Origin of the sequence: Nonomuraea maritima, from assembly GCF_900100395.1 — a bacterium.
Taxonomy (GTDB): Bacteria; Actinomycetota; Actinomycetes; order Streptosporangiales; family Streptosporangiaceae; genus Nonomuraea; species Nonomuraea maritima.
Map to the genome: position 1 here is coordinate 28,063 of NZ_FNFB01000033.1, position 13,899 is coordinate 41,961.

At 71.2% G+C, this 13,899-nt stretch carries 17 protein-coding genes and 1 pseudogene; 13 read left to right on the plus strand and 5 right to left on the minus strand.

Translation table 11 applies throughout. The features are described 5' to 3' along the window. Position 1 precedes the first annotated feature (1 nt). Together BLR04_RS42070 and BLR04_RS33655 are read right to left on the minus strand one after the other, a co-directional pair. Positions 2-886, minus strand: coding sequence for an STAS domain-containing protein (locus BLR04_RS42070; protein ID WP_245740824.1), 885 nt, complete (start codon positions 884-886; stop codon positions 2-4). A gap of 215 nt (positions 887-1,101) precedes the next feature. After that, positions 1,102-1,524, minus strand: coding sequence for an ArsR/SmtB family transcription factor (locus tag BLR04_RS33655; protein ID WP_245740826.1), 423 nt, complete (start codon positions 1,522-1,524; stop codon positions 1,102-1,104). Positions 1,525-1,772: 248 nt separating this feature from the next. On the opposite strand from BLR04_RS33655, the gene BLR04_RS33660 reads away from it, so the two are divergent. Next, positions 1,773-2,390: a DivIVA domain-containing protein gene (locus BLR04_RS33660; RefSeq protein ID WP_090772969.1), complete on the plus strand. Its 618-nt coding sequence runs from the start codon at positions 1,773-1,775 to the stop codon at positions 2,388-2,390. A 37-nt stretch (positions 2,391-2,427) separates the two neighbouring features. Beyond that, positions 2,428-3,609, plus strand: a complete 1,182-nt coding sequence (locus BLR04_RS42075; protein WP_245740827.1) for a ZIP family metal transporter — start codon at positions 2,428-2,430, stop codon at positions 3,607-3,609. 103 nt (positions 3,610-3,712) lie between these two features. On the opposite strand, the pseudogene BLR04_RS42895 reads toward BLR04_RS42075, so the two are convergent. Next, positions 3,713-4,564, minus strand: a pseudogene (locus tag BLR04_RS42895) (SDR family NAD(P)-dependent oxidoreductase); the annotation flags it as partial. A 109-nt stretch (positions 4,565-4,673) separates the two neighbouring features. Here BLR04_RS42895 and BLR04_RS33670 point away from each other — a divergent pair. Then, on the plus strand, positions 4,674-5,432 hold the full coding sequence (locus tag BLR04_RS33670; RefSeq protein ID WP_218129268.1) for an SDR family NAD(P)-dependent oxidoreductase: 759 nt from the start codon (positions 4,674-4,676) through the stop codon (positions 5,430-5,432). Positions 5,433-5,468: 36 nt separating this feature from the next. Continuing rightward, positions 5,469-6,254 carry an inositol monophosphatase family protein gene (locus tag BLR04_RS33675; protein WP_090772975.1) on the plus strand — a complete coding sequence of 262 codons (786 nt, stop codon included), beginning with the start codon at positions 5,469-5,471 and terminating at the stop codon, positions 6,252-6,254. Here the strand turns inward: BLR04_RS33675 and BLR04_RS33680 are convergent. After that, entirely contained in the window at positions 6,251-6,826 is a 576-nt protein-coding gene (locus tag BLR04_RS33680; RefSeq protein ID WP_090772976.1) for a TetR/AcrR family transcriptional regulator, read from the minus strand. The two genes, BLR04_RS33675 and BLR04_RS33680, sit on opposite strands and share 4 nt — an antisense overlap. A 138-nt stretch (positions 6,827-6,964) precedes the next feature. On the opposite strand from BLR04_RS33680, the gene BLR04_RS33685 reads away from it, so the two are divergent. The 3 genes from BLR04_RS33685 (at position 6,965) to BLR04_RS33695 (ending at position 8,275) form a co-directional block, all read left to right on the plus strand. Continuing rightward, entirely contained in the window at positions 6,965-7,420 is a 456-nt protein-coding gene (locus BLR04_RS33685) for a helix-turn-helix domain-containing protein (protein ID WP_090772978.1), read from the plus strand. Between the two features lie 3 nt (positions 7,421-7,423). Next, positions 7,424-7,978 carry a PIN domain-containing protein gene (locus BLR04_RS33690; protein WP_090772980.1) on the plus strand — a complete coding sequence of 185 codons (555 nt, stop codon included), beginning with the start codon at positions 7,424-7,426 and terminating at the stop codon, positions 7,976-7,978. Between the two features lie 117 nt (positions 7,979-8,095). Then, positions 8,096-8,275: a hypothetical protein gene (locus BLR04_RS33695; RefSeq protein WP_143022334.1), complete on the plus strand. Its 180-nt coding sequence runs from the start codon at positions 8,096-8,098 to the stop codon at positions 8,273-8,275. A gap of 83 nt (positions 8,276-8,358) precedes the next feature. On the opposite strand, the gene BLR04_RS33700 is transcribed toward BLR04_RS33695, so the two are convergent. Beyond that, on the minus strand, positions 8,359-9,102 hold the full coding sequence (locus tag BLR04_RS33700) for an SdpI family protein (RefSeq protein ID WP_143022335.1): 744 nt from the start codon (positions 9,100-9,102) through the stop codon (positions 8,359-8,361). Between the two features lie 169 nt (positions 9,103-9,271). Here BLR04_RS33700 and BLR04_RS33705 point away from each other — a divergent pair, with 169 nt between their 5' ends. From BLR04_RS33705 to BLR04_RS33730, 6 genes are all read left to right on the plus strand, one after another. Further along, positions 9,272-10,513 (plus strand): sensor histidine kinase, encoded by a 1,242-nt coding sequence (locus BLR04_RS33705; RefSeq protein ID WP_176903411.1) that lies wholly within the window; start codon positions 9,272-9,274, stop codon positions 10,511-10,513. Then, the gene (locus BLR04_RS33710) at positions 10,510-11,148 is read left to right on the plus strand and encodes a response regulator (protein ID WP_281191778.1); all 639 of its coding nucleotides are present in this window, start codon (positions 10,510-10,512) and stop codon (positions 11,146-11,148) included. Before BLR04_RS33705 ends, BLR04_RS33710 begins: the two co-directional genes overlap by 4 nt. Before the next feature lie 144 nt (positions 11,149-11,292). Then, the gene (locus BLR04_RS33715) at positions 11,293-11,892 is read left to right on the plus strand and encodes a superoxide dismutase family protein (RefSeq protein ID WP_090772988.1); all 600 of its coding nucleotides are present in this window, start codon (positions 11,293-11,295) and stop codon (positions 11,890-11,892) included. 79 nt (positions 11,893-11,971) lie between these two features. Further along, entirely contained in the window at positions 11,972-12,346 is a 375-nt protein-coding gene (locus BLR04_RS33720) for a hypothetical protein (RefSeq protein WP_143022336.1), read from the plus strand. A gap of 337 nt (positions 12,347-12,683) precedes the next feature. Next, positions 12,684-13,511, plus strand: a complete 828-nt coding sequence (locus BLR04_RS33725; protein WP_090772992.1) for a rod shape-determining protein — start codon at positions 12,684-12,686, stop codon at positions 13,509-13,511. A gap of 56 nt (positions 13,512-13,567) precedes the next feature. Further along, positions 13,568-13,894, plus strand: a complete 327-nt coding sequence (locus BLR04_RS33730; RefSeq protein WP_090772994.1) for a TraR/DksA family transcriptional regulator — start codon at positions 13,568-13,570, stop codon at positions 13,892-13,894. Positions 13,895-13,899 lie beyond the last annotated feature (5 nt).

Below are 13,899 nucleotides of genomic sequence, written 5' to 3' on the forward strand. Positions count from 1 at the left end.
ATCAGATCACCGGCAGGCTGCGGTCGAGGCCGGTGATGTGCAGCAGCCGGGACATGGGCGGGCGGGGAGCGGCGAGCGCCAGGGTGATGCCCAGGGGGCGGGCGCGGCGCTGGATGCCGACCATCACGGCCAGGCCGGCGGCGTCGCAGAAGGACACCCCGGACAGGTCGAGGACGAGCATGTCGGTGCTGGACTCCAGGGTGCTCAGCAGACAGGTGCGCAGGGCAGGGCTCGTGAAGACGTCGATCTCGCCGGTCAGGCGCACGGTGGTCGCCGCCGACCGGTCGGCGTGCCCGAGTGGGCAGGCGTCGGTGACGGTCATGCGAGGCGCGGGCGTCCGCTTCACGGCCGGTCGGGGCCGAGGGGCGGGTACGCGCTTCGCGGCCTGACCGGTGGGGCGCGGCCGAGGCGATGGCGGGGCGTTCTCGTCGACGACGAGGCCGCCCTCGTTCTCCCAGTCCAGCGTGTCGGTGGCCGGGACGTCGGGCGAGTGCGTCGTCAGGTCGTGCGCGGCCCCTGGCGAGCTCACCAGCAGGGTCACGGACCCGGCGCCCGCGAAGGTCAGGACGATCACGTGCGGATCCGTCCCGCGCAGGCAGCCGACCTCGATCTCCCTGCCGCGCGCGGAGATGCGGTACGGAATGTTGATCCAGGCGTCGGCGTGTACGTCGACGCGTCGCGTGATCCGGCCCATCCGCCGGTCGACCTCGGCGATGAGGCGGGGCAGTTCTGCGGCGGCGTCGCCGGAGTACGGCCACCACACCCCGTCGCTGGTGCCTTGGCGCTTGAGCGTGGGGTCCAGCCAGAGCCGGATCGTGGAGTCGACCGCGGGCGCGGCGTTGACAGCGCTCAGCGGTGCGGGCGGGGTGAGCAACGCGGACTTCATGGTTGCCGGCCTGTCCGGGCCTGTGAAAGGGCCCCTTGTGTATCGCCGGGGGCGACGCCGACCTGAATGCCAACGCTCGGGAAATCCTCGGTAGTTCGAGACTACCTTCGAATTCCGGAATGTGAGGTAAAACGCATTACCTGATTGTGGACTGGTCTTGTGCTTTTTTCGTGGTCAAGGTGTGAACCCTCCCTTGTCGCGCACAAGGGCGGAATTCATGGCGATGCGGGGGTGTCGCGTTCGGGGTGGACCGCTTCCGTGTGCTCGGTGTGGGCGACGGCCAGGTCCAGCAGCATGCGCACGTGGGCGTCGTCGAGCCGGTAGTACGCCATGCGTCCCGTCCGGCGTACCGACACCACGCGGTGGGCGCGCAGCAGACGCAGCGCGCGCGACGCCGCCGACTCGCTCAGCCCGCTGACCACCGCGAGGTCGCACACGCACAGCTCGCCCTCGGTCAGGGCCAGCAGTAACCGCAGGCGTCCCGGTTCGGCCAGGAGGCCGAACACGTCGGCGGTGTCGATGAGGTCGGGCTCGGCCGGCATCCGGGAGACGACCGTGGCGACGCGGTCGGCGTCCACGACGCGGGCGGCGCAGCCGTCGACGGCGGTGGGGGGCGGCGGGCTGTCCAGGTCGTTCACCTCGGGTCGGGACGGTGGGGCCGGCGCGGAGAGGCGGCTCCCTGCCTTTACCTATGAACAAGTGCGCAGGTGTTTAAACGGAGAGTAATCAGAGAACCACTTTCCGTAATAGCGTTAGGCGGGAGCCCCGCACCGTCCGGCCCCCGCTTCCTCGCGAAAGGCACCACCATGACACCTCCCCACTGTTCCCGGCCGGACGCGCGTCCCGGCCCGCCGCCACCTCCGACCGACGGCGAAAGGTGACGGTCATGCACGCCGACATCGACACCGACGTCCTGTTCGCCGCGCACGGCCGACCCCATGACGGCCGTACAGAGACGAGCGGCGACCACACCATCGGAGCGGGGCCGTGGGAGGTGATGACTCCGGCCGCGGTCCACCACCAGGTCTTCACCGTGGTCCGCCTGCGCGAGGGATACAGCCTCGCCGAGGTCGACGCCTTCCTGTCCCGCGTCGAACACAGCCTCGCCGCGCTGTGGCGCGAGAACAAGGAGCTGGGGGAGCGCCTCGACAGCGCCCGGCGCGCCGGCGCGGACGTCGTCGAGGCCGCCCGGCTCCAGGCCGAGCAGATCATCACCGAGGCGTACGCGCAGGCCGAGCAGGTGCAGCTGGAAGCGGTCGCCGCGGCCGAGGTGCTGGTCGAGCGGACCTGTTCCGCCCACCGCGAGGCGCTCGAGGACCAGATCGACCAGCTGGAGGCGACCGTGGGCGAGCACGGCAGGCAACTGCAGCACGGCCTCACCGTCCAGCTGGCGCAGTTGCGTGCGCTGATCGAGCGGCGCGGCGCCGTCCCCTCGTCGATCGCGACGACCCAGCCGTGGCCGCCGGCCGGTGAGCCCGGCTCCGCCGATCAGGCGCCCCTGTAGCCGCCGTGCCAACCCCTCGCAGAGAAAGGCGTCCACCATGTCCCTGTCGTTCAGGGGGCCGGCACCGCAGTGGGAGCTGGCGCACCCGAGCATGAACGTCGACCCGCCCCTCTGGAGCTCGTGGGCGGCCGTGGCGCTGATCGTGGTGTCCACGATCGCGGGCGCCTGGCTGGCCAGGAAGAACGCGTCCAAGATCGGTCTGTGGCTGTCGGTGGCGTCCGCGTCGATGCTCGTCACCGTGCTGACCGAGCTGCTGCCCGAGGCGTGGCAGGAGGCCGTCGACACCGGGACACCGCTGTGGGCGATCGCCCTGGCGGGGGTGTTCGGCTACTCCGTGATCACGTACTTCACCCGCAGGGGGTGCGGTCACCGGCACACCGGCGGCGGCAAGGGCCGCCGGCACGCGCCCGGCCTGCATCGCAGGGTCAAGCGTGCGGTCAACGCCGCGGTGTTCGGCGGCGTCGGCACGGCGAGCGCGCTGATCGTGCACCGCATGATGGAGGGCACGACGCTGGTGCTGGCCCTGTCGGTCGTGGTCGTGGCCGCCCTCATGGTGCACTCCGCGAGCGAGGGCCTGGCGCTGACGGCGATGCTGGAGCTGGCCGGCAAGCCGCTCGCGCCCTGGCTGACGGCGTCCTGCCTGAGCCCCGCGGCGGGTGTGCTGCTGGCCGAGATCCTGACCCTGCCGCCCCAGAGCATGCCGATCCTCCTCGCCGTCCTCGCCGGGGTCCTGCTGCGTACCGCCGTCATCGGGCTGCAGATGGCGCGCGTGGACGGCGGACTGCGGCGACGACACCTGCTGCCCGTCGCCGCCACCGCGCTCAGCGTGGGCGCGCTGCTGGCCGCCGCGCAGGTCCTGCTCAGCGACCGGACGACGCCCTTCACCCCCGCCAGCGCGCACACCGCCGCGCATGCCACCGCTACACCCCGCCCCACCGGCACACCGGCCGCCACCCCGCCCCCCGCCGCGCCGACCAGCAGGAGCCAGCTGCGCGAGGCCGTCGCCGCCGGGCAGATCACCCTGCACGCGCTGCTGTCGCGTACCGACCCGACCACCGTCGGCACGCCCGCCGGGTGGCTGCTCCGGGCCCTGCCCGGTCGCAGCCCCGACGCGATCGCCCAGACCCTGCAGCGGGCCGGGATCGACAGCGACGCCGACATCGGCGACCTGACCCTCCGCCAACGCAACCACCTCCTCGCCACCCTGGCCACCGACTGATCCGCGCCGCGTCCCTGACTGTGGGCGGCGGCCAGTTCACGCTCTGGCCGCCGTCGACCATGATCGATTGTCCGGTGACGTACGAGGCCAGGTCCGAGAGGAGGAAGAGGGCGACGCGGGCGACGTCCTCCGGTTCGCCCAGTCGCCCGAGCGGGATCTTCTCCCCGTCCGGGTGGTTCTCGGACCCGTCCGCGTTCCTGGAGATGCCGCCCTCGGTCAGGGGAGTGCGGATCACCGTGGGGTTCACGGTGTTCACCCCGACGGCGTCGGGGCCGAGTTCGACGGCGGCGGCGCGGGCCAGCGCCGCGACGCCGCCCTTGCCGGCGCTGCAGACGGAGATCCCGGCGATGCCGAGTTCGGCGAAGACCGAGCCGTTGAAAACGACGGAACCGCCCCGCCGCTGGCGTTTCATCTGCGCGACCTGCGCCTGCAACGAGAAGAAAGCGCCCTTGAGATTTCCGTCGACCAGGTGGTGCCACATTTCTTCGCCGAGTTCGGTCAGCGGGCCGACGGCGGCGGTGCCGGCGTTGTTGAAAGCCGCGTCCAGGCGGCCGAAACGGCTGACGACCTGGTCGACGACGTCGTACGCGGCGGCGATGTCGGTCGCGTCCGCCTTGACGAACATCGCCTCGCCGCCGGATCGGGTGATCTCCTCGACCACCTCCACCCCGGCCTCGGCCCGCCGTCAGGTCAGCGCGACCTTGGCGCCTTCCTGCGCGAACAGCAGCGCGGCAGCCCTGCCGATCCCGGACGTGCCGCCGGTGACGAGCGCGACCTTGCCTTCGAGCAGTCCCATGCTCCGTACCCCTCCTCGGGATGTCCGAGGCGCGGGGCCGCGCCTCGGGCCGCGCGTTCCCGACGGCGCGACGTCGCGTGACAGCGCCCGCCGTTCATCGTGTCTTCCTGGTACGTCATAGCCGCCGACAATGGCCGGCACAAGTCCGGTCAAAGGCATTCACGATCGCCTCGATAAGCGCGGCCGATCGCATTTCAGGAAGCTTTCCCGGCCGCTGGAGTTTGCATGTTCTGTCCCTCGTCGGGACGCGTGATTCCACACAGAAGAGATGGGCGACATATCCATGCAGTTGCGTAACAAGACCGCGCTCGTCACCGGCGGCACCTCGGGCATAGGCCGCGAGGCCGCGCTCCTGCTGGCCGCGGAGGGCGCGTTCGTCATCGTCTCCGGTCGAAGCGCCGCCAAGGGCTGGGCCGTCGTGGCCGACATCGAAGCCGCAGGCGGACGGGCCATGTTCGTTCCCGCCGACCTCAGTGATCTCGACTCGGTCAGCCGTCTCGCGGAGACCGCGGGAGAGGTCGACATCCTCGTGAACAACGCGGGCGCGTTCCCCTTCGCGCCGACAGTGGAGCAGGACGTGGCCACGTTCACGACGCTGGTCGACACGAACCTGCGGGGCACGTACTTCCTGACCGCCGCGCTGGTGCGGGCGATGGCGGCCAAGGGCTCCGGCAGCGTCGTCAACGTCACGTCGGTCGCCGGTCTCAGCGGCATGGCCGTGGCCTCCGCCTACGGCGCCACGAAGGCCGCGGTCGACTCGCTGACCCGTGCGTGGGCGGTCGAGTTCGCGAGCAGCGGCGTCCGGGTGAACGCGGTGGCGCCCGGCCACATCAGGACGGACAACGTGGTGGCGATGATCGGCGAGGACTCGTTCGACGAGCTCGGGAAGAAGGTCCCGATGCGCCGTCTGGGCACACCGCGCGAGGCCGCCGAGGCCATCGTCTTCCTGGCGTCCCCCAAGGCCGGCTACATCACCGGCGTGACGCTCCCCGCCGACGGAGGGTTCATGGCACTCGGCGACCGCTGACCCGCCGCCGCTAGGGGGCTCGATACTCTGCACGGCGTGATCCACTCGAGTGACGACGACGCCGCAGTCGCGGTAGCCGGGGCACGGGCCGCAGCCGACGTGGTCCGCACCCTGTACGGCCGGCGGCTCCACCGCATCGACAAGGGCGACGGGGACTTCGCCACCGCCGCCGATGTCGAGGCGGAGAAGACGATCCTCGGCGTCATTCGCGCCGCCCGGCCCGATGACGCGGTGCTCGGCGAGGAGGGCGGGCAGCAGGGCGCCGCCGGGGGTGTGCGTCAGTGGCTGGTGGATCCCCTGTGCGGCACGCTGAACTACGCCGCCGGCAACATGCTGGTGGCCGTCAACGTGGCGCTGCGTGACGGGGCGGCGGCGGTGGCCGACCCGTTCGGCGGCGAGGTGTTCTTCACCGACGGGGAGACCGCCTGGGTGCGGCGTGACGGGGCCGACGACGCACCGCTGGTGCCCTCGCCCGCCACCCGGCTGGTGGACGTCAACCTGGATCCGCCGTTCCCGAGTGCGCCGGGGTTCCGGGCCGTCGATCTGCTCGCCCATCCTGAGTTCGCCGGACGTTTCCGTCCTCGGGTCGTGTCCACGACCCTGGCGCTGGCCTGGGTCGCGGCCGGCAGGCGCGCCGCGTACGTCACCGACGGCGGCGACCTTTCGGGCAGCGTGCACTTCGCGGCCGGCATCGCCTTGTGCCGGGCCGCCGGGTGCGTGGTCACCGGGATCGACGGCGGCCCCGCCGAGGCGGGCCGTGGGCTGGTGGCCGCCGCCGACACCGAGACCCACGGGCTGCTGATGTCGATGATCCGCAGCTAGACGGCCTGGGGTGAGTCGCCGGTGCCGATGACGGCCTGGCTGCTGCGGAGGAACGAGGCGGCGACGGTCTCCGGACGGCCGAGGTAGCCGGCGACCATGGCGCCGTCGCGGATCAGCATCAGGTCGTCGGCGACCTCCCCGGGGTTCGGGATGCCGAGCGGGGCGACGAGCTGTTCGAACGTCGCCCTGTTCCAGCGGCGATGCGCGTCGACGGCCTTGCGGATCGGGCTGTCGGGGTCGGAGTACTCGGCGGCGGCGTTGATGAAGGGACAGCCGCGGAAGCCGGGCGCGCAGGCGAGCGCCCCGACCGCCTCGGAGATCACCCGCAGGGTGGCGTCGACGTCGCCGTCGCCGTGCTCGATCGCCGCACCGATGCCGTCGCGTTCGAGCGCGGCGCGGTGTTCGAGGTAGGCGACGACGAGCTCGTCCTTGCTCCTGAAGTGCCGGTAGAACGTCACCTTCGTCGTACGGGCGGCATCGATGACCTTGTCGACGCTCACCGCGCGGAGCCCGTACGCGTAGAACAGCTCGGCCGCGGCGGCGAGGATGCGCTCACGCATGGGGCTGCTCATGCCCGAGATCCTACGCACCCTTCCCCACTGCCACCCCTCCACCGTGTCGGCTACCACGACCGGCCCTGGACGACGGTATCGATGCGGTGCTTGCGTTTATTTCGTTTGCTTCGGATACTGCGAAGAGGAGGTGATGTCATGACGGACGTACGGGCCAAACGGGTTCAGCCGGGAAGCATCGATGCCGAGGTCGCCGGTCGTGCGGTGCGACGGATCAAGGACTATCTCATGCGGTATCCGGAGCAGTCGACCGTCCGAGTCTCCGGAGAGCACGGGGGGGAGGATCCCCTGATCCTGCCTCGCGAGGCCGTGAGTCTGCTCGCCTTCATCCTCGCCCAAGCAGCCGAAGGGCGCGGAGTCACGGTGATTCCGTCGCACGCCGAGCTGACGACACAACAAGCGGCGGACATGCTGAACGTCTCGCGCCCTTACGTGATCAAGCTCCTGGAAACGGGGGAGATCCCCTTCCGGTTGATCGGCAAGCACCGGCGGATCAAGTACGAAGACCTCCAGGAGTACAGGCGCCGCGACGACGCCAAGCGCCGCACTGCGGCCGATCAGCTCGCTGAGCTGGGGCAAGAGCTGGGCATCTGAGCGATGACACCCGTAGTGGTCTACGACGCGAACGTGCTGTACGGCAACGCCCTGCGTGACCTGCTCATCCGCCTTGCCATGACGGGGCGGGTGCAGGCCAAATGGACCAACCGGATCCTCGATGAGATGCAGCGCAATCTTGCTGCCAACCGGCCCGACATACCTGCGGAGAAGCTCGCCAAGCTCCGCTGCCTGATGAACTCCGCTGTCCGGGACTGCCTCGTCGAGGGGTACGAGCCGCTGATCGAAGGGCTGAAGCTGCCGGACCCGGATGACCGGCATGTGCCGGCCGCGGCGATCAAGGCGGGTGCGGAGGTGATCGTCACGTCGAATCTCAAGGATTTTCCCGCCGAGTACATGGCTCCGTGGTGTATCGACCTGCAGTCGCCGGACGACTTCGTACTGGACCAGATCGACGTGGACGGAAGGGTCGTCTGGGCTTGTGTGCAGCAGATCGCGGACTCACGCAGCCGCCCGCCGGAAACCGTCGATGACGTGCTCGACGCTTTGGAGGCGGCAGGCCTCGTCGAAGCGGTCGCCGCCCTGCGAGCCGGCTGAGATCCCGCCGAACCTGCTCGCCCCGGCGTGGTCCTGCACCGCATGCTCGTCAAGGCGGCGGGTCGCTCTTCCGCGGAAGGGGTGTGGGCGCGGCCTTCTGTCACTAGGGTCGCCGTCGTGGACGACAGGGTTCTCTTCGACGTGCCCGACACCGTGCTGGTGCTCTCACCAATCCTTGGGTGGGGCCTCTTGCTTCTGCCGACCATGATCTGGGTCGTCTGGGTCGTCGTGAAGATGCTGCGCCGCCCCGAAGAACGTGCCGACCGTACGGTGGCCGGGGGCAGGGAAGACGATTGATACCGGAGCCCGACCTGGCTCATGGCAGAACGTCGTAGGCGCCGAAGGTGATCGGGGCTACGGCGAGGCGGGTGAGGTGGCGGTCAGGTTTCTTGGTCGTCCAGGGTTTTGCGTGAGGCGCGTACCAAGGTCGCGGCGAAGATCACTGCGAGGAGTGCCGCTGACCCCACCGCCGCCAGTACGGGTGGCAGCAGGAACGTGGCCACGGCGCAGGCCGCGCCGAGCGCCACCATGGCGGTCCCCGCCCACCGCTGAGAGCGCTGCCAGGCCGATGTCCAGCGGCCCAGGGTGTCAGCCCCCGCGACACCGGCTGGAGAGAGCTTCTGGAGCAGGGCGCCGAACCCCATGAGCAGGACCCCGAACGCCGCCCCCATGACCCGATCCATGGGGAACTCCCGTCCGGACACGGTGAGCAGGAAACCCGTGTGCAGCACGAGCAGGAACAGCGGCAGCAGGGTGAAGAGCGCGTTCATCGAGCGGGTCTGGGCGTCGGGGCCGGCCACCAGCCGTGGATCCACGTACGGCCGGAGGCGGTCGCCGAGTTCGGTCGCCAGCACCATGATCGCGGCGATGAGCAGCAACGTCGCAGGGAGCGCCGCCACCGCCGCCGCCCGAGGGACGGAGACGCCTGCCCGCTGCCCGCTGCTCTCTCGCGTCACGACGACCGTGGGCAGCGAGTCCCACAGCGCCCAGGCGACGCCGGCCATGACGATCAGGCTCGCGGCAGACACCACGATTCCCGCCCACGGCGGACGGGGCCTACGATCCGTCCGGTTCACACCGCCTCCTTCCGCGTCCACGGTGGGCGGGGTTCGCAGCTGGGTCACGCCGCCTCCTTCGTCGTAATGACGCGCCTCGACTGTAGGCAGGCGGTGCGGTCGCGCGCATCGGGCACGGGTCATGTCCTGACGGCAGGCACGACATGCCGATCGTCATGGTGCGTACGTGCTCATCGGCATGCTGGGCGGGCTCGGTCGGCGCCGTTATGCTCCGGCTATGCCGGATGTCGGGCCGTTGGCGCGGACGGGGACATGGGCCGGCTTCTCGGATGGCCGCCCCCCGACCGTCTTCCAGATCTGTTTCTGGGGTTCGGTGCTGGTCAGCGCGCTCGTGGTGGTCGCCGCGGGCTTCCAGGCGACCGACCGCATCACGAGCGACGGGCTGATGCTGGCGTTCTACGTCATGAGCGCCGTCGCGTTGCCCCTGGTCTGCCTGCTGTGGCCGCTGCTGCCGTGGCAGGCCACGGCGCCGGCGCGGCGCAAGGCGGTCACGGTCGCGTTCCTGGCATCCACGCTGCTCCTTGTCGCGGGCGGTGGCGTGGCCGCGCTGCTGGTGGTGGGCGTGGCGGTCGGCAACGCGCTGGTGGTGTACGGGCTGCGCGGCGGCATCGCCTACGCCTGCGTCACCGGGCTGTTCTCCTTCGCGCTGGGCCTGCTCAACCCCAGCCAGGGGGTCGTCGCCTCGATCGTGTCCGGCGTGGTGGTGCTGCTGCTGTGCCTGGTGATCCTCGTGGTCGTGGTGGCGATGATCGAGGCCGACCGCCGCGCGGAGGAGACCGCCGTACTGCTGGCGAAGTTGGAGAAGGCCCACGCCGAGCTGCGCGGTTTCGCCGAACGTACGCGCGAGCTGGCCGTCGGCGAGGAGCGGGCCCGCATCGCGCGCGACATGCACGACTCGGTGGGGCACTACCTGACCGTCATCAACCTGGGGCTCAGCAACGCGCAGCGCTACCGCGAGCGCGACCCTGACCAGGCCTGGGACGAGGTGCGCCAGGCCCAGCGACTCACCCGCGAGGCCCTCGCCGACACGCGGCGTTGGGTGCGAGCGTTACGTCCCCTGCGGATGGACGGCAAGAGGGGGATCGAGGCGCTGGCCGCACTGGTGGAGTCGTTCGGCGGCGCCGACACCGCGATCACCTTCACCCCGCGTGGCCGGTGGCCCGACCTGGACGGCGACCGCGAGCTGCTGTGCTTCCGCGCCGTACAGGAGGGGCTGACCAACGTGCTGCGGCATGCCAAGGCGGGCGACGCCAGGGTCGCGCTGGACTGCACGGAGGCGGCGGTGACCATCACGATCAGCGACGACGGACGGGGCGGCGACGGCGATGCGTGGACCGACGGTGCGGGCCTGCGCGGCCTGCGGGAGCGAGCGGAAGCGGTGAACGGGACCATCGAGACGCACACCCGCCCCGGCGAGGGGTTCACGTTGCGCGTGACGGTGCCGGCAGGCCGGCCGTGATCCGCGTCCTGCTGGTCGACGATCAGCTGCTGATGCGGGAAGGGCTCCGCAAACTGCTGCAGATCGAGCCCGGCATCGAGGTGTGCGGGTCGGCGAAGGACGGCGTGGACGCGCTCGACCTGCTCGCCCGGCTGGCCCCTGGAGATCGTCCGCACGTGGCGCTGGTGGACGTCCAGATGCCGCGGATGAACGGCGTGGAACTCGTCACCCGTCTGCGGGCGCAGCATCCGGACATCGCCCCGCTGATGCTGACCACGTTCGACGACGACGACTTCGTCTTCGGCGGGTTGCGCGCCGGCGCCCAGGGCTACCTGCTGAAGGACATCGCGCCGGAAGAGCTGGTGGACGCCATCGAAAGGGCCGCGCGGGGGGAGACGGTGCTGGGCGGCCCGGCGGCCGAGCGCCTGGTGGCCGCCCTGCGCGGCGACATGCCCGCACCGGAGGAGCCGCCCGTTCTGTCGGAGCGCGAGTACGAGGTCGCACGGCTGGTCGGAGCGGGCGCCTCCACCCGCGAGATCGCCCGCACGCTGCACATCACCACCGGCACGGCCAAGAACCACATCTCCAGCTGCCTCCGCAAACTCGACCTGCGCGACCGCGCCCAACTGGCCGTGTGGGCCGTACGCCACACCTGACGACACGCCGGGGACGGGGAAGCTTTGCTCCCGGTATGGGGGGAGTGGGGCGAAGGTGGGGGATCTCCCGCAGCGAGGGGCTTTGTGACGTTCTGTCTGAAAGGCCCGTCCGCTGACTCGTGAACACAGCAGGGGAGACCACTGATGAGGATGGTTCGACTGGTTCCGGTTGCCGTGCTGGGCGTGGGGGTCGTCGCGCTGGGCGCCTCCGCCCTCGGTGACATGCTGCCGGCCCGCGACGGCGCGCCCGCCGGCGCCGTGATCAAGGACGCGGCCGGTCAGACGGTCGGCTCGCTCAAGGTGGAGGACGCCGGGGGCGGGATGACCAGGCTCACCGTCGGCGTGTCGAACCTGCCGGCCGGCTTCCACGGCTTCCACGTCCACACCAAGGGCGTCTGTGAGGCGCAGTCGAAGGACCCCGCCACCGGCAGCCCGTTCTTCAGCGCCGGCGGACACTGGGACCTCGACTCGCACTCCCACGACGACCACACGGGAGACCTGCCCAACCTGCTGGTCGGCAAGGACGGCTCAGGCACCGCGACCATGACGACCGACCGCTTCACCGTGGCGCAGCTGCTGGACGGGGACGGCAGCGCCATCATGGTCCACTCCGCGGCCGACAACCACGCGAACATCCCGGACCGGTACCGCACCGCGGCCGGCGCGGCGGGCCCCGACGCCGAGACCCTGAAAGCGGGCGACTCAGGAGGACGCATCGCCTGCGGCGTGATCACGTCGGGCTGACCCGTGCGCCGGGGACCCTGCACCGCACGTGGACGGCAGGACATGTCTTTTGTCAGAGGTCTGAGCTATGGTCGGCCGTATGACGGGACCGTGGAGAACTCCACGTGGGTCCATCGCGTTCACCATCGCGATGGGCCTGGTCCTGCTGTCTCTGGTGCTGGCCGGCGCGTCAGGGCGCACGAGTTCCGGCCCCGCGGTCGCGCAGGGCTCGGCCTCCGGCCCCGTGTGGCAGCTGAGCGGATCGGGCGCCGATCTCACCGGCCTGCCGCCCCAGGCGAGCAACGCCCGCGAGCACCACGTGCTGTCGCTGTGGCCGCCGCTGCGCGGCGAACGCCACAGCGAGCTCGCGCATCTGGCGCTGCTTCCTGCGCTGGGCTCCGACCCGGGCATGCTGCGTGAGCCGCAGCAGCTGACGCACCGCACCGCCGGTTCCCGCAGCCCCCCGCAGGCTTAGCCGACGTTCTTCGTCCAGGCTCCGCGACCACGTACGCCGCGGAGCCCGATGGCGCACCCTCTCAACCGTTCCGCGTGCGGGCTTGAGCCCGGCGCCGGTGCGGGCGTTCCGGCGCGCCACGAAGACGTCTCACGACCCATCCCCTCAGGAACATCCCTCAGGGAAGCCGCCCGACGTCCGGGCCGCTTTCGTCGTGCCGCCATCTCGTTGGCGTCAGCTAGGAGCCGAACATCGTCATGGCCGTAGTCGCTTGGGTTCACGGGCTGCCGGGTCAGCCCGCCGTCCGCCGGTCCGCCGCTGCTGTCGCGCGACCTCGCGCGGCGGGACGGAGGCCGAAATGAGGCAGGAGCGGCGCCTGCTGGCGCTCGACCTGGGCACCGCCCGTACGCGGTCGCTGTCGGTGGGCGGGCACGCGATCGCCGACCGGCCCTCGGCCGTCGTACGGCGGTCGTCGCCGCCCGGCTCCCACGGGAGCGACCACGGGAGAGACCCCGGGAGAGACCACGGGAACCCGGGGAGAGACGTGGTGCGGCCCCTGCGGCACGGCATGGTGGCCGACCCGGGCGCCTGCCTGCGGCTGGTGCGCATGGCGGTGCAGAACACCTGCCACTACGACCCGCGTCCGCTGGAGCGGGTGCTGGCCGGGGTGCCGGTGGCGGCCTCGCCCAGTGACCGCCGGGCCGTCCGGGTCGCGGTCTCCGAGATCGCCGGGTGCGAGGTGCGGCTGGTGGAGGAGCCGCTGGCCGCCGCCGTCGGCGTCGGCCTCGACGTCGTCGACCCCCGTCCGTGCCTGCTGCTGGACGTCGGGGCCGGCATCGCGGAGGCCGTGGCGATCAAGGAGGGGGCCGTCTCCGACGCGGTCGCCCTCCAGCTCAGCACCACCACCAGCGCGGGGCTGGCCGCGTACGCGCTGGAGAACGTCGTCGAGATGACGGCGGGGCTGCTGCGCCGGGTGCCCGCAGCCGAGCGCCCGGCCGCGCGCGCCCGAGGCCTGGTGGTCACCGGCGGCGGCGCGCAGCAGGAGGTGCTGCTGCGGCGGCTGCGGGCCGTGCTGCGGCTGCCGGTCGGCGCGGCGCCGCAGCCGCAGCACGCCACCGTGCGCGGGCTGATGCGGCTGTGCCTGCAGCCGGCCCTGGCGGCCGGGCTCGCCGCGTCGGCCCGCTGACGCGCGCCTCGCCCTCACAGACTTCCTGACCCATCACAGAAAGGACCCACCTGATCATGGCATCGCATCTCAGCAGCGTGCAGCTCCAGTCGCTCCGGCAGGACCTGGAGACGCAGCTGGAGCAGCACCGCCGGCACCTGCACGGGCTGCGCGAGCAGGAGCAGGACAGCAACGGCGGCGACGGCACCTGGCAGGAGCTGGTCGTCTCGATCACCACGGCGGAACGCGCCGTGGCCGAGCTGTCCCAGGCCATCGACAGGCTGGCGGACGGCACGTACGGCCGCTGCTCCCACTGCCAGTCGCCCATCCCGTTCGAGCGGCTGAAGGTCCGGCCGCTGGCCCATACGTGCATCCAGTGTCAGCGGCGGAAGGAAGCCGCCTGACACTA